General features: G+C 65.8%; 23 protein-coding genes. 9 read left to right on the forward strand and 14 right to left on the reverse strand.

The window, feature by feature from the left end; all coding sequences use genetic code 11:
• Positions 1–27: 27 nt before the first annotated feature.
• Both C450_RS10125 and C450_RS10130 read right to left on the reverse strand, forming a co-directional pair.
• Positions 28–1,779 (reverse strand): GMC oxidoreductase, encoded by a 1,752-nt coding sequence (locus C450_RS10125; protein WP_005043215.1) that lies wholly within the window; start codon positions 1,777–1,779, stop codon positions 28–30.
• The gene (locus tag C450_RS10130; RefSeq protein ID WP_241430335.1) at positions 1,776–2,888 is read right to left on the reverse strand and encodes a hypothetical protein; all 1,113 of its coding nucleotides are present in this window, start codon (positions 2,886–2,888) and stop codon (positions 1,776–1,778) included. The genes C450_RS10125 and C450_RS10130 overlap by 4 nt, the downstream gene beginning before the upstream one ends.
• A 365-nt stretch (positions 2,889–3,253) precedes the next feature.
• Between C450_RS10130 and C450_RS10135 the strand changes: the two genes are divergently transcribed.
• On the forward strand, positions 3,254–4,024 hold the full coding sequence (locus C450_RS10135; RefSeq protein ID WP_005043217.1) for an IclR family transcriptional regulator: 771 nt from the start codon (positions 3,254–3,256) through the stop codon (positions 4,022–4,024).
• Between the two features lie 168 nt (positions 4,025–4,192).
• Positions 4,193–5,668, forward strand: coding sequence for a class I adenylate-forming enzyme family protein (locus tag C450_RS10140; protein WP_005043218.1), 1,476 nt, complete (start codon positions 4,193–4,195; stop codon positions 5,666–5,668).
• Positions 5,669–5,688: 20 nt separating this feature from the next.
• Here the strand turns inward: C450_RS10140 and C450_RS10145 are convergent, their stop codons facing one another.
• Complete coding sequence (locus tag C450_RS10145; RefSeq protein ID WP_005043220.1) at positions 5,689–6,369, reverse strand: VOC family protein; 681 nt, start codon at positions 6,367–6,369, stop codon at positions 5,689–5,691.
• 77 nt (positions 6,370–6,446) lie between these two features.
• Between C450_RS10145 and C450_RS10150 the strand changes: the two genes are divergently transcribed.
• Together C450_RS10150 and C450_RS10155 are read left to right on the forward strand one after the other, a co-directional pair.
• A complete protein-coding gene (locus C450_RS10150) occupies positions 6,447–7,124 on the forward strand; it encodes a hypothetical protein (RefSeq protein ID WP_005043221.1) in 678 nt (225 codons plus the stop codon).
• Between the two features lie 12 nt (positions 7,125–7,136).
• A complete protein-coding gene (locus C450_RS10155) occupies positions 7,137–7,595 on the forward strand; it encodes a hypothetical protein (RefSeq protein ID WP_005043223.1) in 459 nt (152 codons plus the stop codon).
• Here the strand turns inward: C450_RS10155 and C450_RS10160 are convergent, their stop codons facing one another.
• Entirely contained in the window at positions 7,596–7,805 is a 210-nt protein-coding gene (locus tag C450_RS10160; protein ID WP_005043224.1) for a ribbon-helix-helix domain-containing protein, read from the reverse strand.
• A 78-nt stretch (positions 7,806–7,883) separates the two neighbouring features.
• Between C450_RS10160 and C450_RS10165 the strand changes: the two genes are divergently transcribed.
• On the forward strand, positions 7,884–8,204 hold the full coding sequence (locus tag C450_RS10165) for a DUF5789 family protein (RefSeq protein ID WP_005043225.1): 321 nt from the start codon (positions 7,884–7,886) through the stop codon (positions 8,202–8,204).
• Here C450_RS10165 and aglJ read toward each other — a convergent pair.
• The 3 genes from aglJ to C450_RS22415 form a co-directional block, all read right to left on the reverse strand.
• Entirely contained in the window at positions 8,201–9,352 is a 1,152-nt protein-coding gene (gene aglJ, locus C450_RS10170; protein WP_005043226.1) for an S-layer glycoprotein N-glycosyltransferase AglJ, read from the reverse strand. The two genes, C450_RS10165 and aglJ, sit on opposite strands and share 4 nt — an antisense overlap.
• Before the next feature lie 62 nt (positions 9,353–9,414).
• On the reverse strand, positions 9,415–10,047 hold the full coding sequence (locus C450_RS10175) for an NUDIX hydrolase N-terminal domain-containing protein (protein ID WP_005043227.1): 633 nt from the start codon (positions 10,045–10,047) through the stop codon (positions 9,415–9,417).
• Between the two features lie 18 nt (positions 10,048–10,065).
• A complete protein-coding gene (locus tag C450_RS22415; protein ID WP_005043228.1) occupies positions 10,066–10,203 on the reverse strand; it encodes a hypothetical protein in 138 nt (45 codons plus the stop codon).
• Positions 10,204–10,642: 439 nt separating this feature from the next.
• On the opposite strand from C450_RS22415, the gene gatC reads away from it, so the two are divergent.
• Positions 10,643–10,921, forward strand: a complete 279-nt coding sequence (gene gatC, locus C450_RS10180; protein ID WP_005043229.1) for an Asp-tRNA(Asn)/Glu-tRNA(Gln) amidotransferase subunit GatC — start codon at positions 10,643–10,645, stop codon at positions 10,919–10,921.
• Entirely contained in the window at positions 10,918–12,189 is a 1,272-nt protein-coding gene (gene gatA, locus C450_RS10185; protein WP_005043230.1) for an Asp-tRNA(Asn)/Glu-tRNA(Gln) amidotransferase subunit GatA, read from the forward strand. The genes gatC and gatA overlap by 4 nt, the downstream gene beginning before the upstream one ends.
• A 51-nt stretch (positions 12,190–12,240) precedes the next feature.
• Here gatA and C450_RS10190 read toward each other — a convergent pair whose 3' ends face one another.
• Positions 12,241–13,338: a polyprenyl synthetase family protein gene (locus tag C450_RS10190; protein ID WP_005043231.1), complete on the reverse strand. Its 1,098-nt coding sequence runs from the start codon at positions 13,336–13,338 to the stop codon at positions 12,241–12,243.
• On the reverse strand, positions 13,335–14,681 hold the full coding sequence (locus C450_RS10195; protein ID WP_005043232.1) for an RNase J family beta-CASP ribonuclease: 1,347 nt from the start codon (positions 14,679–14,681) through the stop codon (positions 13,335–13,337). Before C450_RS10195 ends, C450_RS10190 begins: the two co-directional genes overlap by 4 nt.
• A gap of 288 nt (positions 14,682–14,969) precedes the next feature.
• On the opposite strand from C450_RS10195, the gene C450_RS10200 reads away from it, so the two are divergent.
• Both C450_RS10200 and C450_RS10205 read left to right on the forward strand, forming a co-directional pair.
• Positions 14,970–15,170: a hypothetical protein gene (locus C450_RS10200; protein ID WP_005043234.1), complete on the forward strand. Its 201-nt coding sequence runs from the start codon at positions 14,970–14,972 to the stop codon at positions 15,168–15,170.
• A gap of 127 nt (positions 15,171–15,297) precedes the next feature.
• Complete coding sequence (locus C450_RS10205) at positions 15,298–15,630, forward strand: type II toxin-antitoxin system VapC family toxin (RefSeq protein WP_005043235.1); 333 nt, start codon at positions 15,298–15,300, stop codon at positions 15,628–15,630.
• A gap of 20 nt (positions 15,631–15,650) precedes the next feature.
• Here C450_RS10205 and C450_RS10210 read toward each other — a convergent pair whose 3' ends face one another.
• From C450_RS10210 to C450_RS10230, 5 genes are all read right to left on the reverse strand, one after another.
• Complete coding sequence (locus C450_RS10210; RefSeq protein ID WP_005043236.1) at positions 15,651–16,391, reverse strand: isopentenyl phosphate kinase; 741 nt, start codon at positions 16,389–16,391, stop codon at positions 15,651–15,653.
• A 430-nt stretch (positions 16,392–16,821) separates the two neighbouring features.
• Positions 16,822–17,805, reverse strand: a complete 984-nt coding sequence (mvk, locus tag C450_RS10215) for a mevalonate kinase (protein WP_005043237.1) — start codon at positions 17,803–17,805, stop codon at positions 16,822–16,824.
• An 88-nt stretch (positions 17,806–17,893) separates the two neighbouring features.
• Positions 17,894–19,042, reverse strand: a complete 1,149-nt coding sequence (locus C450_RS10220; RefSeq protein WP_005043238.1) for an XdhC family protein — start codon at positions 19,040–19,042, stop codon at positions 17,894–17,896.
• Entirely contained in the window at positions 19,039–20,448 is a 1,410-nt protein-coding gene (locus C450_RS10225; protein WP_005043239.1) for a VWA domain-containing protein, read from the reverse strand. Before C450_RS10225 ends, C450_RS10220 begins: the two co-directional genes overlap by 4 nt.
• Positions 20,448–21,416: an AAA family ATPase gene (locus C450_RS10230; RefSeq protein ID WP_049910094.1), complete on the reverse strand. Its 969-nt coding sequence runs from the start codon at positions 21,414–21,416 to the stop codon at positions 20,448–20,450. The genes C450_RS10225 and C450_RS10230 overlap by 1 nt, the downstream gene beginning before the upstream one ends.
• Between the last annotated feature and the right edge of the window lie 182 nt (positions 21,417–21,598).

The raw sequence follows: 21,598 nt of genomic DNA on the forward strand, positions 1-21,598 counted from the left end.
GCTCGATAAAAAGAGCCGGAGCCGAACTCAGAAGTAGCGTTCGGCGATCTTGTCGGCGGTCCGCAGCGCGAGCGCCTGGCCGCTGTTGGTCGGGTTCGGGCCGCCGACGCCGTTGGCCATCGCCGAGTGGTCGGCGACGAACAGTCGGTTGACGTTTTTCGCCTCGGCGTTCTCGTCGAGCACTTCCCCCATCCGCATCGACGACTGCATGTGGAGGAGCAGCGGCGGCCAGTCACACCGGTGGACGTGGTCGGCCCCCGCCTCCTTGTGGATGTTCGCCGCGATCCTCGACAGCTCGTCGCGCTTCGCGTCGTCGTCAGGGTGTGGCTCCCACTTCACCTTCGGGACCGGGCCGTGCTCGTCGCTGAAGGTGTTGTCGAGCGACACCCCATTACTCTGGCGCGGGAGGTCGTCAGTGAGGATGAGCAGCGCCTTCGTCTGCTTGTAGTTCGACATCCGACGCTTGAGTTCCTCGCCGACGACGTAGCCACGGGTGTCCCACGGTTCACTCGGATCGACCTCGGTGTCGAAGCTGTAGCCCGCCTGGCTGAACAGGTAGTCGGCGTACGAGACCAGACCGGGACTCATTCCGATGTCCTCCATCCCGCCGACACCGGGTTTGTCGAAGCGCACGGCGGAGTTCTGCCCGACGTAGGGGTCCATGTGCTCGACCTCGGGGTTGATGTCGGCGACCGTCTCGTCGTCGTAGACGCCGACGATCCAGTCGAACCAGTGAGTGGTGAGACCTTTGCCGACCCAGCCGTCGTCCGGCAGGCCCGCGTTGAGCCAGAGCCGAGGCGTCTCGATACAGCCACCCGCGAGGACGACCGTATCGGCAGTGACGGTCTGGGACTGGCCCGACCACGAGTCGCGGAACGTGACACCTGTGGCTTCGAGGGTCCCCGCACCCTCCTTGGTCTGAATGTCCGTGACGTAGGCGTTCGGCCGGAGCGCGACGTTGCCCTGCTCGGAACTTTTGTTGGTGTCGAGCGCGCGGGGCACGTAGCCGACGTTGCTCGACTTGCGCGCCTTGTCACGAACGGGGGCGTCGACGGGTGTCGACGATCCCTGGAAGTGATCGCCGACGAGCGTGTCGCCGCGGAACCCGTCGTCGTAGCTGAACGAGCCCTCGTAGTCGGCGTCGAGCGGCTCGCCGGTCGCGGTCTCTCGACCGGGAACCTCGACGGCGTTGGCCTGCGGCCGCCAGCCCGTCTCGGTGACGTTTTTGCTCTCGATGAGCGGGTAGAGAGCGTCCGCGCCCTCGATGAACACCTCCTCCTTGGCGGTCATCGGGGCCTGCTGGGTGCTCGTCAGCTCCTCGTTCAGCTGGTAGTAGGGAACGAGTTCCTCGTAGTCGATTGGCCAGTGGGGTTGGTCGTTGAAGGCGGTCGGATACCCACGCGGGTGGTTGGAGAAGTAATGCAGCGACGTGCCGCCAACGGCCCCGACCTGCCAGATGAACGCGTTCTGGTGGAGGTTGCGGAACCACGGCGCACGCGAGTGGTCCGCGGGGCCCACGCGTAGATAGCCGTAGGTCGGGTCGTTCGCGTCGGCCTCGCGGTGGGTGAACTGCTCGTCGAGCAGTTTGCCATCCAAGTCATCGGGGTCGGTGCTTATCGTCCCACCGGAGTCGGCGTGTGGTTTGGGCCATTGTTCGTTGCCGTGCCACGGGCCGCCTTCGAGGAGAAGCACGTCGATACCATGATCGTGGGCGAGTTTCCACGCCGTCGCCGGGCCGTCCGCACCCGCACCGACGATGACCACGTCGGGGTCGTTCATGTTCCACCCCCGATGCCCTCGATGACGTCATCGCCTTCCAGGTTGCTCGGCAGGTTCAACTCCTCCACGTCGGGGTCGGCGAACCCGCCATCGACGGCGTGTCGCCAGTTGGCGGCGTAGCCGTCGGCCGGGCCCGGATAGCCGCTCTGTTGCCGGCTCTGGACCTCGCCGGCCGGCGTTGACAGCGAGCGCTCGGTCGGGTTGTTGGTTTTCGTCTCACCCAGCCCCGACCACTCGGTGTAGTAGCCGAAGCCGTGCAGGCCATTCACAGCCATCACGACGTACTTCAGGATGCCCACGTCGGGCACGAGCGGCGAGAGCAGGTCGTCGAGACGGTCTATCGCACCGCCATCGACGATGGTCCACAGGCACCGAAGTCGGTCCTCCGGGGAGAGCTGGACGAACGTCCCGCCGGCGGGGAACTTGCTTCTGTCGCGCTTGATGGCGTCCTCGTTTTCGCCACGGGCGATGAACTCGGCGGCCACGATGTCGAAGACGAGCGTGAACGCCGGTGCGTAGGGGTAGTTCTGCACCACCTGATGAGTCGTCTCGTTTGCCGTCTCGACGAGCAGTTCGAACGCGGCAGGACCGGACGAGGAGGCAACGTCGTCGGCAAAGGAAATGTCGTAGCGCTCGACCGGCCCGAACGTGAGTGCCTCTTCGAGCGCATCATCGTCCAGCCCGAGATCCAGATCGAGGAGGTCGAGATCGGCGAGGTTCAACACGGCATCGAGCGGCGAGTCGGGACCGAACAGGCCACCGAGGTTGGTCAGGTCGAGCACCGACTCGAACATCTCCAGCGGCATCTCGGCGTCCGATGGACCGTCGAGCAGTCCTTTCTCGGTGACCATCTCGGCACGGATCTCCTGGAAGTGATTGAAGTCCCAGACGAGGAACTTCTCCAGTTCGACGTCGAGACCGCCTGGAACGTGTTCCGGTCCGAGTTCGCTCTCCAGCTGTGGCGTGCGAGGCACGATGGCGTCCACGATGGAGCGGTACGTGTCGAGCGTGTGCGGGTCGCTGGGAACCGAGTCGTTCAAAACGTCCTCTGCCTCTGCGATCGTCGCGCCGGACATGGACAACGCGGCGAGCCCGCCGATGCCCTTCATCACCCCACGTCGTGTAGCTGCTGTGTCGTTTGTTTCGTTCATTATCGATCGTGTGTTCTTCTCCAGTTCCGGTGATGGTAGCCCCATAGATAAGATTTTTGTTGATTATTCTAGTACGTTCGATCTGGTTCCGAGGTGAACCGATTTGAAGACGATAAAAGTCGTCTACGTAGTGCGTTTTCGCCAGAAAAAGTCGTCAGAATATAGAAGGAAATTATCACGAGCTACGACGTGCTAAACGTCCGAAACAAAAATATTCAGTCACATCAGATATGAGTATTTTAGTCAAATTTGTCTAATCATCACGCCATAAACTGTCCGGTATTACCGAACAGACTAAGCGGGAACGGAGCCTGACATTCTCCGTGACATCCCATCCCGTCGCAGCGGTCAAGCTCTCTCACGACGTCATCGAGCTACTCGTCGACCGAGGAAGGGCCGGGGTGACCGAGGTCGCCACGGCGCTCGACGTTCCCAAGAGTACGGCTCATGATCACCTCCGGACGCTAGAGCAAGTCGGAGACGTGGTCAACGAGGGTGGAACGTACCGACTGAGCATGCAGTTCCTCCACGTGGGTGAGATCGCCCGCAACCACCACGATCTGTTCGTTCAGGGCCGCGAGGAGACGCTCGGCCTGTTCGAGACCACTGACGAGCGACACCACGTCCAGCTGGTCACGGTAGAACACGGCCGCTGTGCGCTGTTGCTGGCGTCGCGCTGGCAGCGAGAGACCCTTTCCCAGCAGGCGACGACGTATCCGCGTCACGCCCACCTCCACACGAACGCACCGGGAAAAGCGATCTTCGCACATCTCGACGAGGAGAAAGTCGAACACGTCCTCGCCGAACACGGGCTTCCGCCGCGAACGCCCGCCACGATCACCGACGAGACCGACCTCGCCACCGAGCTGGCGCGGATCCGCGAGGACGGCTACGCCGTCGACGACGGGGAGCTGATCGCGGGCATGACGGGCATCGCCGCACCGATCGTCACCGACACCGAGGTCCACGGTTCCATCGCGGTCTACAGCACCACCGACCAGTTCGCGACCGATCCACGGGACTCCGCACTCGTCGATACGGTGCGAGAGTCTGCCGACGAGATACGGGCGAACCTCATCTTCGCCCAGAAGTGAGGGTCGGCTCGGAACGTTCTCGTGACTCGTCTGTCCGGTATTGCCGGACAAAAATCGACGATCGGTAGCACCGTTCTGTCTTGCTGACACAGGATATAGTTGTGGGTTGTGTTACGTATCAACGAATGCGCGAAAAACATTTGCCAACACGTACCAAACAGAAGGAACGTGAACTTCGCCAACTACGCCGACGCCGCGGCGCGGAACGCGCCGGAGGCGTTGGCGGTCGGCGACCGGACCCGATCGCTCACGTTTCGGGAGCTCTCCGAGCGATCGGATCGCGTCGCCGATGCGCTGGAGCGACGCGGCGTCGAAACCGACGACCGGGTGGCGGTCGATATGCCGAACGGCGTGGCGTTCGTCTGTGCCTATCTCGGCGCGATGAAATGCGGGACCGTCCCGGTACCGGTCAACACGCGGTTCACCGACCAGCAGACCCGGTACGTACTGTCCGACAGCGACGCGGTCGGCGTCGTCACCGCCGATCGTCGGACCGCGGATCGCGAAGGCGAACCGACGACCCACGCTTACGCCGATCTCCTCGACAGGGGGGCGTCGGAGTACGACGTGACGCCCCGGCGCTCCGAGGAACTGGCCGAATTGCTGTACACGAGCGGAACGACCGGCGCACCGAAGGGCGTCTATCACACCCACGGCAACCTCGACGCGAACGCCAACGGCTTCATCAACTACAACGAGTGGAGCCGTGAGGACGTGGCGTTGACGGTGTGTCCCTGTTTTCACGTGACCGGGCTCAACGTCACCACGACGCCGTTCATCGCCCTAGAGGCCGAAAATCACCTACTCGAAGCATGGGACATCGAGGCCGCGCTGGCCGCGATCGAGCGCTACGGCGTCACCTACACCTTTCTGATTCCGACGATGGTCGTCGAGCTCCTCGATTACGAGGGACTCGACGGGTACGACGTCTCTAGTCTACAGGCGCTCGGCGTCGGTGGTTCACCGATGCCGAAAGAGCGAATCGACGAAGTCGAACGAGCACTGGACTGTACGCTGCTCGAAGGGTACGGCATGACCGAGACGACGCCACTGTCGGCGTTCAACCATCCCGGATCGGCGGGGCGCAAGCCAGGCAGCGTCGGCCGGCCGGCAACCGAAGCGGTCGCCCTCCGTATCGAGGACCCACGAACCGGCGATGCGGTCGAACGTGGCGCACGCGGGGAGTTGCTCTGGCGCGGCGATACGGTCACTCCCCGGTACAACAAGCGTCAGGTCACCGAGAACAACTTCGTCGAACGCGACGGAGAGCGGTGGCTCGCATCCGGTGATATCGGGTGGATGGACGAGGACGGGTTCCTGTTCGTCGTCGACCGGATCGAGGACATGTTCACGACGGGATGTGGGGACGTTTCGCCGCGCGAGATCGAGGAAGTGATCTACGAGATCGACCCCGTCCAGAAGGTCGCGATCATCGATACGGTGGACGATGTCCGCGGGGCGTCGGTGACGACGGTCGTCAAGCGTCGCAGCGAGGGGTCGGTGTCGGCGGCCGAGATCAAGCGCGCCTGCGAGCGGGAACTGGAGAGCCACGAGGTTCCCGATCGGGTGGAGTTCGTCGACGAGTTTCCACTCACTGCGACCGGGAAGATCGATAGAGGGGATCTCCGGGACCGATTCGGGTAGCTCGCCTGGCGACGACCGGTTCACACGAAGGTCAGTACGTGTCCGTTCGGATCCCGAACCCGGATCCCCTCGTCGGTGGGCTCCACGGCTGAAACTCGATCCTCGACCCGTTCGAGTGTCGTCTCGGGGTCGTCGACGCCGAGTCCCAAGTCGACGTGGACGCCACCGCGCGCGTCGGCGATGCCCAACTGGGGTTCCCAGAGTTCGAGAGCGAACGGGCCGGCATCGAGTCGGACCCGCCGGCGCTCGCCCCCACGATCGACTGGCTCCATCCCGAGCGCGGTGTAGAACGCCTCGGCACGGTCGAGATCCGCGACTTCGAGAACGACTTCGAACACCCCGAGTACCCCTGTGCCCGCCGCCTCGGTCTCGCCGAGTTCGACGCAGTTCCCCTCGGTGTCATAGAAGTACAGCGAGCGCGCGCTCCCGAACGTGTGTTCGTCGAGATCGAACGTTTCGGCGAGTCGGTCGTACCACGCGTCGTACTCGGCGGCAGGGATCGAGAGCGCGTAGTGGGTGTGGAGGCCGCCGCGCGGTAGAGCCGCAGGCCGGCGGAGCACGAAGTCAGTGTCGCCGACGGCGAGCGCGATCTCGTCGTCGCGCTCCACGACAGTATCGAGATCGAGGTGATCACGATAGAACGCGCTCGCGCGATCGAGGTATTTGACTTCGAGCGCGAGCCACTCGATGGTCGTGATCATGCGGGGCGAACGGTCCGGGATGACATAAACGTCCCACCCACCGACGCTCTCATGCGCCACGGGTTCCAAGCGGGTCCATGTCGATGAAAGGCTCCGGCCGGGCGGAGTACGAAGAGATCGACCGCTTCGACGGCGGCGTCGGCTGGATCGCCTACCCCGACGAACGAATGCAGCGTGCGAGCCACGCGCTCGCGACCGACGATGGCGTCTGGCTCGTCGATCCGGTCGATGCGGCCGGTCTCGACGACCTCCTCGCGGAGTTCGGGACGGTTGCGGGCGTCGTGATCCTGCTCGATCGCCACAAACGCGACGCCGCGAAGCTCGCGCGACGCCACGACGTGTCGGTTCACGTCCCGTCGTGGATGACCGGGGTCGAATCGGATATCGATGCACCCGTCGAGCGGTTTTCGAGCCAGCTCGGCGACTCGGGCTATCGGCTCCGGAAAGTTTCGACGCCGCTGTGGCAGGAGGCGGCGCTGTATCACGCCGACGAGGGGACGCTCGTGGTTTCGGAAGCGCTCGGTACTGCGGAGTACGTCCGGACTGACACCGAGCGGCTCGGTGTCCACCCAGCGCTACGACTACTCCCGCCGCGGCGGTCGTTTCGGGGGTTCGCGCCCGATCGTGTTCTCGTCGGTCACGGCGCTGGGGTCCACGAGGACGCGAGCCGGGCGCTCTCGACGGCACTCGACGGTTCGCGGCGGCGTGCACCGTCGCTGTACGCCAAGACTGCGCGGCTGTTCCTCTCGGGGTAAGGTATCAAGATCATGTCGCACGCCGATCGACCCGACGACGTGGTGTACGCGACTCACGGGCTCGTCGAGGCACTGCTGAGCTTCGCGCGCGAGGCCGAGCCGGAATCGGTAACGATCGGGCTTGCGGTCACGCCAGCCGACGATCTCGAAGGCGAGGAGCGGTCCGCGACCGAACCGGAACTCCCGCCCGAGACGCCCGTGTTCACGCATTTCTACTTCCCGGAAGCGGGCGGGTCGGTATCAGCAGTGTTCGGGATGGATCTCGGCACGCCCGCGGGCCAAACCCAGGGGCGGTTCGTCTCGCATCCGCAGGGGAGCCTCGAACTCACCCGAACCGACGACCTCCACGGAGTGGTGTTCGTCGCGGTGCCGCCGTGGGAGGCCGACTCGCTCGCGGTGTTTTCGCGCGTCGGCACGCGAAAGCCGCTCGAACGCCTCGCCGGCGCGCCGCCCGCGGAGTTCCCCGAGTGACTACTGGAGGTAGCCGAGATCCTGGAGCTGTTTGGCGATCTCGTCGAACTGAGCTTCAGTAAGCTCGCCCTGTTTCTGGTGTTGGATCACGATGCTCCGAAGTAAGAATCGCACGAGGTCGCTGGTCGACTGGAAGCTCGTCCCCTCGATGGTCTCCTCGACCCGATCGGCGAGATCCTTCGGGATCGAGACGGTGGTGTAGTCGGTCACGGCGAGGAAAGGCGACCGCGGGGGATAGTCGTTGGGTTGGGACGCAGGACTTTCGTCGCTCGACCGGTATGGCCGGGTATGGCCGCACGACCGCCACAGGACGATGCCGAGGAGCCCGACACTCTCGCGTTCGGGATCGCCGCGCTCGACGACCGGCTCGATCGTGCCGATCTCGCCTTTCCCGCCGATGAGAGCGAGATCGTCCGAGCGCTCGACGATCCCGACGTGCCGTACGATCCATCCGGCCGCTCGATGGCGCTCTCCGCGGCGCTTGAGCAGGTCACTCAGGATCGCTTCGACTCCGAGGACGAACTACTCGACGCGCTCCATCCCGTCTTCGAGGAACGCCGTCAGTCCGGCCCCTCGGGACTCCTCGAACGGCTCCGATCGCTGTTTTAGTCGGTCGGCTGCTCACCGTCCGTTTCCGGCTCGACGGCCTCGCTCTCGCCACCGTCGTTTCGTGCTCGGCGTTTCCGGTGATGTTCGTCCCCCGATTCGCCACGTTCGGTGACTAGCGGACGGCCGGAACCCGACTCGGTGGTGGGACCGCTGTCGTTGTCGTCGTCATCGGCCTTCGACTGTGTGGGCGGTGCTGGCGACGGTGGACGGTCGGCACGACGGCGACCGACGAGCTCCTCGAACCGCCGAGTCTGCTCGCGGTTGATCGCGAGGATCATGTCCGAGAGCACACCGAACATCACCAGCTGGACGCCGACGATGATCGCGAAGGCCGACGCGACCGCGAGCACCTCGTGGGAGATCCCGAGCGTGACCCACTCGATGGCGACGTACGCGGCCACGACGGCTCCGACGAGCCCCGCGAGACCGCCCGCACTGCCGAAATAAAAGAGCGGGTTGTTGGTCTTCGCGAGCCGGTAGAGCGTCAAGAGGATCTTCCCGCCGTCGCGAACGGGTCTGAGGTTGGTTTCCGAGCCGTCGGGGCGCGCCCGGTACCGGATCGGGACCACCGTGGTCGCGATTCCACGCTTGACACACTCGACGGCGAGCTCGGTCTCGATACCGAACCCCTCCGAGGCGGGGTTACACCGCTCGAAGGAGGCGGTCGTGAACGCACGATAGCCGCTCAGGATGTCGCCGAGATCGCGGCCGTGGATGTACTGGAACGCACGGTTGATCAGCCGGTTGCCGACGCCGTTGAGCCGGGTCATCGCGCCGTCGGCCATGTCGGCGTACCGATCGCCGATGACGTGTTCGGCTTCCCCGCTCAGCAGGGGTTCGAGCAGCGCGTCGGCGTCTTCCGGCCGATAGGTGCCGTCGCCGTCGAGCAGAAGGACGTACGGTGCGTCCGCGCGGGCGACCCCTTCTCGGACCGCTTGGCCTTTGCCAGCGCCGCGGCCACGACCTGACTGAGTGAGGACGCGCGCGCCGTGCTCGCGAGCGATCTCCTGTGTTCCGTCGGTCGAGTGGCCGTCGACGACGAGCACGTTCGAGAAACCGCGATCACGGAACGCTGCGATGACGTCGCCGATGGTCGCGGCTTCCTCGTATGTCGGGAGCAACACACAGACCTCGCCGCGATCGACCATTTTCCGGGGTTCGGCGGCGCGCGCGCAAAAGCCTTTGTTACCGCTCCCGATCGGTGGTCGCTTCAGCCATCGAGCCACGTTTCGCGTGCGTCAAGCGCGTACCGACGAGCCTTGCCGTGCCAGACCGAGACGTTCTCGATATCGCGATAGCGGACGGTGTCGCTTTCTCGCGATGTTCGTCGTTCTCCCCCGGTGATCTCACACCGATAGAGGAGCGTGACAGCGCCGTGTGGACCGTAGGCGTCGGGTGCGTCGATCCAATAGGCATCGACTAGTTCGACGATCCGAGCGTCGAAACCCGTCTCCTCACGCAGCTCACGGATCGCCGTCTCCGTCGGCGATTCACCGGACATCGCGTGTCCACCGGGGACCGCCCACTTACCGTTGTCCACCCGTTCGATCAGTAGGATTCGACTATCGTCGTCGAAAACGGCGGCCGTGGCTCCCACTTTCGGCGTAATCGCCCCGAACTCCTCGATGGTGAGTCGTTCGTGGACGTCGTCGGGCGGCAGTTTCAGCGTTTTGCCGTACCACTCGCTCACGAGGTGGAGTATCCGCTCGTAGCGCTCTTTGTCGTAGGAATCGTGCGGGTCGCCGTCATAGGTCAACCCGTTCCGCGCGATGATCCGGAGCTCGTCGAGCAGTGGAAGGACGTTTGTCGTCTCCCGATTGCTGTCCACCTCACGCTCGGTCATGCCATTATCCGAAACCAGTCAGTCGTCGGCCGCACGCTGTTCGCTCAGGTGTTCCCAGATCTCGGTACACCCACAGCCGTCCGCGACGCCGTCGAGATGCCGGTCGTCGGGCGTTTCCTCCGACGCATCGTCCTCGGTAGTTGCTTGCGATCCCATAGTTACTCAGCTTCTGAGTAACCAGTGATACCCCTGTCGTAAATACCTTTCCCAACACGAGGTGGTCGTGTTCAGATAAGCAGTGGAGCTTGAGACAGCGACAGCAACCGCAACCGGTTCGAAAGCCCCGATCGGCTCAGTCCAAGGACTCGCTGTCGTTCGAAAGACGCGTAGCGTCTTTCGTGATGACGAGAGAGCGAAGCTCTCTCGAACCACGATCCTCAGTCGCTTCGCTCCTTGCGGTTCTTGCTTCATCTGGGTTCCCTGAGCCGGCCGCCCCTTTCAGTCCCGGAAGACGCGAAGCGTCTTCCGACCCTCGCGGAGCCTTCGGCTCCGCTCAGTCCCACCCGCCGTGGTCTCCTCGATCAGCATCGCTTATCTGAACACTACCGGCCGGCGCTATCGAAACCCTTAGTGCCGGCGCAGTTCCCGTGAGGATATGAGCAACGGGAGTGTCGACCCGGCCGCGGTCCGCCACGTCGCCGGCCTCGCGCGGGTCGATCTCGCCGAGGACGAGGTCGAGGCGTTCGCCACGCAGTTCGCCGCAGTCCTCGATTACTTCGAGACGCTCGACGAGGTCCCCGAGGTCGAATCCGAACCGGATCTCACGAACGTTCTCCGGACGGACGAGGTGCGCACCGGACTCACCCAGGACGAGGCGCTGCGGAACGCACCAGACACCGAGGACGGCTACTTCGAGGGGCCACCCGTCGGATGAGCCACGACGCGTTCATCACCCGCGAGGAAATCGAGAGTAAATCGTCGGGACCGCTCGCCGGCCGGACGATAGCGGTGAAGGACAACATCTCGACCGACGGTGTGCGAACCACCTGTGGCTCGGCGATGCTCGAAGAGTACGTCCCACCGTACGACGCCACCGTGGTCGAACGGGTGAAAGAGGCAGGCGCGACGATCGAGGGAAAGACCAACATGGACGAGTTCGGGATGGGCACTACCACCGAGACCTCTCACTTCGGGCCAACGACGAATCCCGTCGACGACGAGCGGGTACCTGGCGGTTCGTCCGGCGGAAGCGCGGCGGCGGTCGCCGCGGGCGAGGCCGATCTCGCGCTCGGCACCGATACCGGCGGCTCGGTGCGGTGTCCCGCCGCGTTCTGCGGCGTCGTCGGAATCAAGCCCACATATGGCCTGGTCTCGCGGTACGGGCTCGTGGCCTACGCCAATAGCCTCGAACAGATCGGCCCACTCGCGCCCACAGTAGAAGAGGCCGCCGAACTCCTCGACGTCATCGCGGGAGCGGACGAGCGCGACGCGACGACCCGTGATCGCGGCGACGACTCGGACTACGCGGCCGCTGCCGACGACGATGTCGAAGGAATGACCGTCGGCGTCCTCACCGATCTCGTCGAGGGAGCCGACGACCGGGTGCGGTCGGTCTTCGAGGACTCCATCGACGATCTCGCCGCCCAGGGAGCCGAGATCCGCGAGATCGAACTCGAATCGCTCGCTCACGCCGTGCAGGCGTACTACGTCATCGCGATGTCGGAGGCCTCCTCGAACCTCGCTCGGTTCGACGGCGTTCGGTACGGGCGATCGGGTGGGTTCGACGGCGACTGGAACGACGCGTTCGCGCGCTCACGCGAGGCTGGCTTCGGGCCGGAGGTCAAGCGCCGGATCCTGCTCGGCACGTACGCCCTCTCGGCGGGCTACCACGACAAATACTACAAGAAAGCCCAGGACGCCCGCGCGTGGATCAAGCGGGACTTCGATGGCGCGCTCGCCGATGCGGACGTGCTCGCGAGTCCGACGATGCCCGTTCTGCCGCCGAAACTCGGCGAGAGCCTCGACGATCCGCTCCAGCTCTACCTGATGGATGCCAACACCGTCCCGGTGAACCTCGCCGACCTCCCCGCGATCTCGGTGCCCGCCGGGACCGCTGACGGGCTTCCTGTGGGGGTTCAGTTCATCGGTCCGGCGTTCGGCGAGGAGCAGATCGTGCGAGCGGGCAGTGCAGTCGAAGGGTAATCGCAGGCGATTCGATCCGAGCAACTCCACCCTGCCACTGCTTGTTTTCGGTCAGTAGCCGCGTTCGATGAGGTATTCGGCGAGTCCGCGGAGGTGATCGCGGGCAGCCGAGTCGGGGAGGACGTCGAGCCGTTCCTTCCCGCGGTCGACGAGATCGCGCGAGAGCGTCCGTGCGTACTCGATGCTGCCGGCGTCTTCGAGGCGTGCCACGGCCGCGTCGATCGCCGCCTCGTCCACCGCCTCGGGGTCGTCGGCGTCGATCAACCTCTCGACGTCGACACCCTGCTCGCGCGCGTGGAGCGTGACTGCGGTCCGCTTTCCCTCCACGAGATCGCTGCCACGCTGTTTGCCCAACTGTTCGCTCGGCACCGTGAGATCCAGCACGTCGTCGCGGATCTGGAACGCACGGCCGACGTCGAGGCCGTACTGATAGAGCGCGTCGGCGGTCGCGTCGTCGGCTCCGAGCAGGACGGCGGGAGCCCGCGCGGCCGCCGCGTACAGCACTGCCGTCTTCTGCTCGACCATGTGGATGTACTCGTCGGTCGTCACGTCCGTCCGACTCTCGAAGGCGACATCGAGCGACTGCCCCTCGCAGATCAGCGTGCAGGTGCGAGCGAGCTCCGAGAGCGCCTCGACGGTGCGTTCGGGGGGAGCGCCCGCCTCGAGCATGAACTCGAACGCCTTGGCGTAGAGCGTGTCACCGGCGAGGATCGCTGTTTCGTCGTCGTACGCCCGGTGGACCGACGGAACGCCCCGCCGGAGGTCGTCCGCATCCATGATGTCGTCGTGGATCAGGGTGAACGACTGGATCGTCTCGATGCTGGTCGCCGCAGCCATCACGTCGATGGTCGTGCTGTCCGCGCCATCGCCGGTGCCGACGCCCGTCTCAGCGCCAACGCTCTCGGCGTTGGCCTCATCCAAGGTCGGAACCGCCTGGTAGTTCGCGTTCGACGGTTCGATACCCGTGAGTGCCTCGGCGACGAGCAGGGTAACGGCGGGACGGAGGCGCTTGCCGCCGGCGTCGATGAGGTGACGCGAGGCGTGATAGAGGCGTTCAGGCTCCTGGATCGGCAGGCGCTCGACGAGCGCATCGTCGATCAGCTCACGCCGGGCTGCGACCGCGTCGAGCACCGCCGCCTCGTTGCTCATTCGACCAGCGAGATGACGTTGCCGTTGCGCGAGGCGTGGATGTCACGCCCCAGTTCGTAGCCCTGCTCCTCGGCGAGGTCGATGTAGCGCGCGAGATGTTCGAGATCGTTGTGCGCCGGGATCACGTGGTGGGGCTGAAGCGTCTGGAGCATCTCGTAGTGGCCCTCCTGGGACAGGTGGCCCGACACGTGGACGTCGTCGTAGATCCGTGCGCCCTGCATTCCGAGGAGTTGCTCGGACTGGTAGCGCTGGCCCTCGTTGGTGGGCTCGGGGATGACCCGTGCGCTGAAGATGACCTTGTCGCCCTCGTCGAGCTGGTAGGGCGTCTCGCCCCGGCCCATCCGGGTCAACATTGCGCGCGGCTCGCCCTGATGGCCCGTCACGATCGGCAGGAAGTTCTCCTTGCCCTCGTTCATGATCCGCTTGAACGTTCGATCGACCGACTGGCGGTGACCGAACATCCCGAGGTCGTCGGGGAAGTCGACGAAGTCGAGGCGTTCCGCAGTACCAGAGTACTTCTCCATCGACCGGCCGAGTAGGACGGGTTGCCGGCCGATGTCCTTCGCGAACTCCACGAGGCTCGTCACGCGCGCGATCTGGCTGGAGAAGGTGGTGGCGACGATCCCGCCGTCGTAGTCCTCCATGCTGTAGATCACGTCCCTGACGTGATTGCGCGCGTGCTGCTCGCTCGGCGTCCGACCTTTCCGACCGGCGTTCGTGCAGTCCTCGATGTAACACAGCACGCCCTCGCCCTCGCGAGCGATCTCGCCGAAGCGGTCCATGTCGATCGGATCGCCGATCACCGGCGTGTGGTCCATGCGCTTGTCGAGGCCGTAGATGATCGAACCCTCGGGCGTGTGGAGCACGGGGTTGATCGCGTCGATGATCGAGTGCGTGACGTTCACGAACTCCAGATCGAGCCCGTTGCCGATCTCCATCGACTCGCCGGGGTCCATCTTCACGAGGTCGTTGCCGACCCCGAACTTCTCCTCGCTCTCGATCTGCTGTTTGACGAGCTCGATCGTGAACGGTGTCGCGACCACCGGCGCGTCGTAGCGGTGGGCGAGCTTCGAGATAGCCCCGATGTGATCGAGGTGGCCGTGGGTGGGGACGATCGCCTGGACTTCGCCATCCAGATCGCTCATCACCCGGTCGTCGGGGATCGCGCCCATGTCGATCAGATCCAAACTATGCATCCGTTCGGTTTCGACGTTGTCGTGGATCAGGACCTTCGAGAGGTTGAGGCCCATGTCGAACACCACGATGTCGTCGCCCGCCCGCACGGCCGTCATCTGTCGGCCGACTTCCTCGTAGCCGCCGATCGTTGCAATATCGATTTCCATAGTTATCACTCCCGAGCCGCCCCGCGAACAGTCTCGAATGCCGGCTGGCGAGGTCGCGTGACCCGCCCGGCCGCCCCGACCGCACCCGGGGCGGTCTCTCGGATGCGGGTAGCTACGGGCCGGTGATGGTATAAACCCCGTGGCTCGACTACAGGCGCTTGATGCTATCGTTGCCACGTGACACACTCCGGCGACACTCGATCGCAGCGCGGGGTCGAGAGCCAAACCGTCCGAGTGCGCTACACATCGTGGCGAAAGCGGTTTGCGATCGGAGCGAGAACGAAGCGTATGAGCGATGCTGTCGACGAGTTCGAGCTCCTGGGGCGACAGCTGTCGAAGAAGTCACGGACCGCAGCCCTCAGAGAACGGATGGAATCGTTCGTTGCGGAGCACGAACGGCCGGAAGACCTGAAGACACTCCGTCGCCGCACGGCAACCGACGAGTCGCTCGCGGAGACCGTCCGTCGGAACCGCGACGAACGGGTATAACTGTCGTGGAGCACGCGTTCTTCGATACATCCGCCTCGTCAAGCGCTACGCCGACGAACCCGGAACGCCGGTCGTCGACACACTCATCGAGGACGAGGAGATCACCGTCGTCATCACGTCGCTATCGGTGATCGAAACGGTCTCCGCGTTCCGCCGGAAGCAAAACAGGAACGAGATCCCCGAGAACGCTGTCGAGGGTCTCCTCTCGACGTTTTTCCACGAGGCCCTCGCCGACTTCCGGATCATCCCGATGGACGAGGCGCTGTTCGACCATTCGTTCGCCCTCGTTCTCGAAGACGACCTCCGCACGCTGGACAGTCTGCAACTGTCCGCTGCATTGAGCGTGTACGACGATATCGAGAGCCTCTCGTTCGTCTGTGCCGACGCCGAGTTGGTCTCGGTGGCCGATGCTGCGGGCCTCGATACGATGGATCCGACCGCCGATTCGTCGCAGTCGTAGCGACGGTGCTCACCGACGAATCATCCGTCCGTTCGGATCTTCGTTCCTGGCGATTCGCCGTCCAAGAACCCTTTCAAGCCGTCGATCCCGAACACCCACGCCGGCGTCTCCATACCGAGCAGCGTCCGGACTTTCGCACTCATGCCACCCGTCACGTCGGTTGCATCGCTGCCACCCAGCGCCTCGGCGACCGCGTCGAACGACGCGATCCGGTCGATCACGTCGCCGTCGCTATCGAGCACGCCGGGAACCCCCGAGCACAGCCCGACTCGGTCGGCCTCGACGTGCTCCGCGAGCACGGCCACGAGCTCGTCGCCGCTCATGATCGTCACGCCGCGGCCCGCATGGGCGATCACGTCGGCCTGGACCACGGGCACGAACCCCTCGGCGAGCAGCGTCTTGACGCTGTCAGTTGCGAACGCGAACTCCCCCGCGTCGTCGCGCGCGCCGGCCGAAAGCGGATGAATCGGCAGCGCGGGAACGTCGCACTCGTTGAGCGCGCTCACGACGGCGTCGTTCAACTCCCCCATTGCGCCGTGGACCGCGAGCGCCGCTTCCGGGTCGTGGCTGCCGGTCGTGTCGCTGAGGCCGTGCTGGCTCGCGTGGTGATGACCGAAGCTCCCGCCGCCGTGGACGAGAACGAGGGGCTCGTCGTGATCTGCCACTGCATCGACGGCACGAGCGAGGTTTGCCTCGTCGAGTGTTTCGGGCTGTGCCTTGTCGGTGATGACGCTTCCGCCGAGTTTGAGGACGGTCGTCATGGCGTGTGAACTCCGGCTGTGATTGCTCTGATGTTCGACGTGACGACGGTGTGGCAAATCCCTCGCGCGCTCCAGTTGCGCGGCTGCTCGCGGCTACGCCGCTCGCTTTTCCGAGGCGCTCCCTGCGGTCGCGCCTCGCTCTCGCTGCGCTCCTCACTCGGTCGCTTCGCTCCCTCGCTCCGGTGCTTGTGTCGTCGTGCTTCCCGGAGCCCGCTCGCCCTTTGCGATTCCACCGTCGGACTCGCTACGCTCGTCCGACGAGCCCCCGCTCGCTTTGCTCGTGGGGGCCCCAGGCCCGCATGCGCGCGGTCGGCCCTCCGGGCCGATACGCGCTCGAAGCTCCCATCCTCTCCCTCGACTCGCGATGAAACGCGGGCCGGGACCGTTCGGACCGCCCGCATCGGCTGGGGCGGCCGTCGCGTCGAATCGGTCATCCGTCCTCCCGGCGCACGCCCTCAGTATCGAGCTCCGCTCGGAACGCCTCCTCACAGCCTGGGGTGTAGTGGAGCGCGGTCCGGGTGGCCTCGGTCTCGTCGAGTGCGACCACACAGCCACCCCCGCCAGCGCCGGTGAGCTTCGCGCCGCGCGCACCCGCCTCGCGGGCGGCCCACACCATTGCGTCGAGCGAGCGCGCCGAAACCCCGAGCGCGTTCAGCAGACCGTGGTTCATGTCCATCAGTCGGCCGACCTCGTCGAGATCGTTTGCATCGAGCGCGCGCTCGCCCTGGCGGACGAGGTCGCCGATCGCGCTCACGGTGTCGGCAGCGAAGTCGTACTCCTCGCGGAGTTCGCGCACGCCCGCGACGAGTGCGCCGGTGTCCCCCGCGCCGCCGTCGTACCCGATCACGAACGGGAGCGCGGGCGCGTCGAGCCGCCGACAGTCCTCGCCCTCCACTCGTACCGCGCCGCCCATCGCCGAGCAGAACGTGTCCGCGCGCGAGGCCTCGCCGTCCTGGACCGCGTGTTCGACCCGATAGGCCCGCTCGGCGAGCTCCTTGGGAGGGAGTTCGACGCCGAGCTCACGGGTCGCGGCGTCGATCCCGGCGACGGCCACCGCCGCGGACGAGCCCAATCCCGCTCCGAGCGGGATCGCACTCTCGATGGCGACGTCGAAGCCGATCTCGGGTGCGTCGGCCGCTTCACGGGCCTGTTCGACCGCGCCGTCGACGTAGCCCGTCGCCGCTTCGACGAGCGATTCGGGAACGTCGACATCGGGTGCGCCGTCGCCGCCGTACTCGACAGTGAACCCGTCGAGCGTGAGGTCGGCGGCATCGACCCGGAGTCGCCCGTCCGAGCGCGCGGTGACGTCGACCGTGGCTCGGCGCTCGACCGCGCACGGCACCGCGGGTTCGCCGTAGACCACCGCGTGCTCGCCGAAGAGATAGACCTTCCCGGGGGCGCTGGAGACAGCCATGCACTCCCTCTGGTGGGGGGCCTAACAGTATTTGCGACTCCACCGAAGCGTGATCGTCTATGGGTTGGTCGAACGATCGTCCGACCGGTCACTCGGGAGCGGTTCGGTCCGCCGTCTCCGGATCGGCCGTGATGCGGTCGTGGATCGGCCCCTCGCGCTCGGAGAGATGCTGGGGCGTCCGGTCGTTCGCGACCGCGAGGAGTTCGCCAACGATGCTGTAGGCGATCCGGTACGGTGAGTCGCCGCCGAGATCGAGGCCAATCGGGGTGTAGATCCGATCGAAAGCGTCCTCCGGAAGCGTAGCACCATCCTCGGCGAACGCGTCGAGTAGCTCTTCGAAGCGCTCTTCGGGACCCATGAGCCCGATGTAGGGAACCGGCGTGTCGAGCAGTGCTTCGAGCACGATCCGGTCGTCGACGAAGTTGTGCGTCATCACGACCGTGTAGGTGTCGGGATCGAACGCGACCACGCTCTCGACGCTCGCCGGCGAACTCGCGAGCACGGCGTCGGCGGCGGGGAACTGATCGGCAGTCGCCTGCGCACCGCGGAACCCCACCACCGTCACCCGAAACTCCGCCCGTTTCGCGAGATCGACCACCGGGCCGACGTCGGGGCCGGATCCGAACACCACGAGGTGTGGCGGAGCCTCGATCCCGTCGACGAACACCTCGGCCGATCCTTCGTCGCAATCGATCTGCAGCGTGTCGGCCTCGCCCCGATCGAGCAGCGCTGCGGTCGGTTCGGAGAGTTCCGCACGGAGCCACTCGGGAAGGTCGCCCGCAAATCCGTCCTCGGGGGTGTAGTACCCGCGCTCGCCGCGCGGGCGGTCGCCATCGACGACCGTGACGACGCCGACGTCGCCGCCGTCAGCGGCCCGCTCGACGACCGGCCGGTGGCTCTCGTCGATCGATTCGAGGAGGATCGTGATGATTCCGTTACAGCCCATGCCGAGGCCCCACGTCCCGTCGTCGCCGGTGAGATCGAACGTCTCGACACGTGGCTCGCCCGCAGCGCGGACCTCGGCGGCGATCGAGCGAACCTCGTCTTCGAGGCAGCCGGCGGTGACCGAGCCCGCGCTCTCGCCGTCCTCGATCACCATCTTCGCACCGGGCCGTCGGTAGGCGCTGCCCTCGACGTCGATGACCGTCGCGAGGACGGCCTCGCGGCCGGCGGCGAGCGCGTCGCCGACGGCGGAGAGGACTTCGGTCTCGGGAACGCTCCAGTTCGTGTCGGTCATGATGTGGGATGTGTCGTCGAGTAGTGTGTCGTCGAGTGGTGGTTCGATTCGGTGCGCCGGGGGTCGTACTCGTAGCCGATCCGGCCATGCTGGCCCCGGCGATCGAGCTGGCGCGCGATCTCGCCGAGGTCGTCGGGACCGCTGAAGGCGAACAGCCCGTCGACGTACGGTAGTGCAGCGGCCATTCCACGGGCGGTCGGCTCGTACTCGACGGAGGCCGCGAGCGGGTTCAGCCAGAACACCGCACCGGCGCGCCGCGAGAGCTGCGCCGCCTCGCGTTCGAGGGTCGGGACGTCACCCATTTCGAGCCCGTCGCTGAGCACGAACACCGCCGACTCGCGCGAGACGGCCTCGGGGGAATCCGTGCGGAGCTGTACGAGCGACGCGCCGATCCTGGTCCCACCGCCCCACTCGGTCTCGGCGCGATCGAGCGCGTCGAGCGCCGCTTTCGAACTTCGAGCGTCGAACGACTCGGTGACTTCGCGAATGCCCTCGTCAAAGAAGAAAATGCGCACGTCGCGCCACTCTGCCGTGGCTCGTCGGAGGAACTCGATCAGAAACGATCGATCGAGCACGTCGAGCACCGATCGGCTCACGTCGACGAGGAGACACGCCCGGACCGCAGTCCGGCGGCGCTCGCGTTCGGGGATGTCGACGACCGTTCCGCCGGTCCCGACGCTGGCCCGGAGCGCGCGCCGGACATCGGGCGTGTCGTCGCCACGCCCCCACTGCCGGCCCGCCAGCTCGGCGAGCGCGTCCGTCAACCCCTGGAACGCACCGCCGAGTCCCCCATCCGCGACACCGGGAACGGAAACCACAGTTCGCCGGCCGGTCGGGCTGTAGTGCGCGGTCGTCGTCTCTTCCTTGTCGGCCGCGTTCTCGCCGCGCCCCACGACCGCACCGTGGTCCCACCGTTCTCGATCACGGTCACCTTCCTCGGTCTCGTCGTCGCTCTCCTCGCCAGCGCGTTCGGGATCTTCCGAGGCAGGTTCGGCGTCGGGCGGGGTGAACCCACCGTCGGGGCCGTCGTCGGCTCGCTCTGCCGGCCCGCTCGAATCGAGGCCCGCGGTCAGCCGTCGCCAGAACTCGCCGAACAGGTCGTCGAACGTCGTCCGATCGGCGTGATCGGTGACGAGGCACGCCCGGAGCGCCGTCTGCGCACGCTCGCGGTCGTCGAATCCGACGACGACCAGCGCCCGGGCGGCGGTCGTCGCGGCGTTCGCGGGCACGTCCGCACCTGCTCGTCGGAGTGCGCGCACGAACCGGACGAGTTCGTCGCGAACGTGATCGCGCGCGGCGACGAAATCCGGAACGTCGGCACCGTTCGTTTCGAAGAGGCCGACCCCGTCGATCGTGGGACCGTCATCCGGGATGTCGAACTCGTCGGCCCGCGGTTCGTCGGCCATCAGTCGGCCTCCGCACGGGCCGTCTCGGCGGCGTCGAGCAGCGTTGCGAGCAGGTCGTCGTCGACGCGCTTGATGTCCTCCACTTCCTTCAGGAGACAGCCGAGCGTGTTTCTGATCTCGTCGCGGTCGATCGATCCATCGGCACCATCGTGACGGAGCGCAGCGACCGCTCTGGCCCAGTCGATGGTTTCTGCCGCACCGGGCGGCTTGAGCAGCGGTTCCTCGCGGAGCCGACCCGCCATCCCGCACAGTTCGACGGCCACTCTCCCGTCGAGTTCCGGCACTTTGCGTTCGAGGATCGCCCGCTCTTTCTCCATGGATGGCGGCGCGACGTGGAGGTACAGACACCGACGCTTGAGCGCGTCCGAGAGGCCACGGGTCCGGTTCGAGGTGATAACCACGATCGGCGGCGTTTCCGCCCGCACGGTGCCGAGTTCGGGAACGCTCACCTGGAAGTCCGAGAGCACTTCGAGCAAGAGTGCCTCGAACGCCTCGTCGGCCCGATCGACCTCGTCGATCAGGAGCACTCGTGGCTCGTCGCCGCGAAGCGCGCGCAACAGCGGCCGTTCGAGGAGGTATTCCTCGGCGAACACCGAGTCGTCCGCCCGTTCCGGGTCGTTCTCGGTCCCGTCGCCAGTACCCGGCGCTCCCGCTCCGGGACCGCCGGCGGCCTGCACCGCGAGCAGCTGTTTGGTGTAGTTCCACTCGTAGAGCGCGCTCTCGGCCGTCAGCCCTTCGTAACACTGGAGGCGAATCAGGTCGGCGTCGAACCCGCCGGCCAGCACCTTCGCGAGTTCGGTCTTCCCCGCGCCCGGCTCGCCCTCGACGAGCAGTGGCTTGCCGAGCCGGAGCGCGAGCGAAACGGTCGTACTGATCTCGTCGCCCGCGACGTAGCTCTCCGCGTCGAACGCTGCCCGGACATCCGCCTCGGTCGCGTCGGCGAACGCGGCGGTGCGATCGTCGGTCATCCGATCACCCGGTTCGGCATCGTGGATCGCTGACGACGGTCCGTTCGCAGCTTCGACTCCCGAAACCGACTCGGGTGGGAGGGGGCGGCTCCACGTCGACTCGTGTCGGTTGTCGGTAGTGACACGCGTTCTCACCTATCACAAGGGATCGAGACGTATAATCGGTTCGTCGCCAGCAGGCG

It is taken from the genome of Halococcus salifodinae DSM 8989 (assembly GCF_000336935.1).
In the GTDB taxonomy this organism is placed as follows: domain Archaea; phylum Halobacteriota; class Halobacteria; order Halobacteriales; family Halococcaceae; genus Halococcus; species Halococcus salifodinae.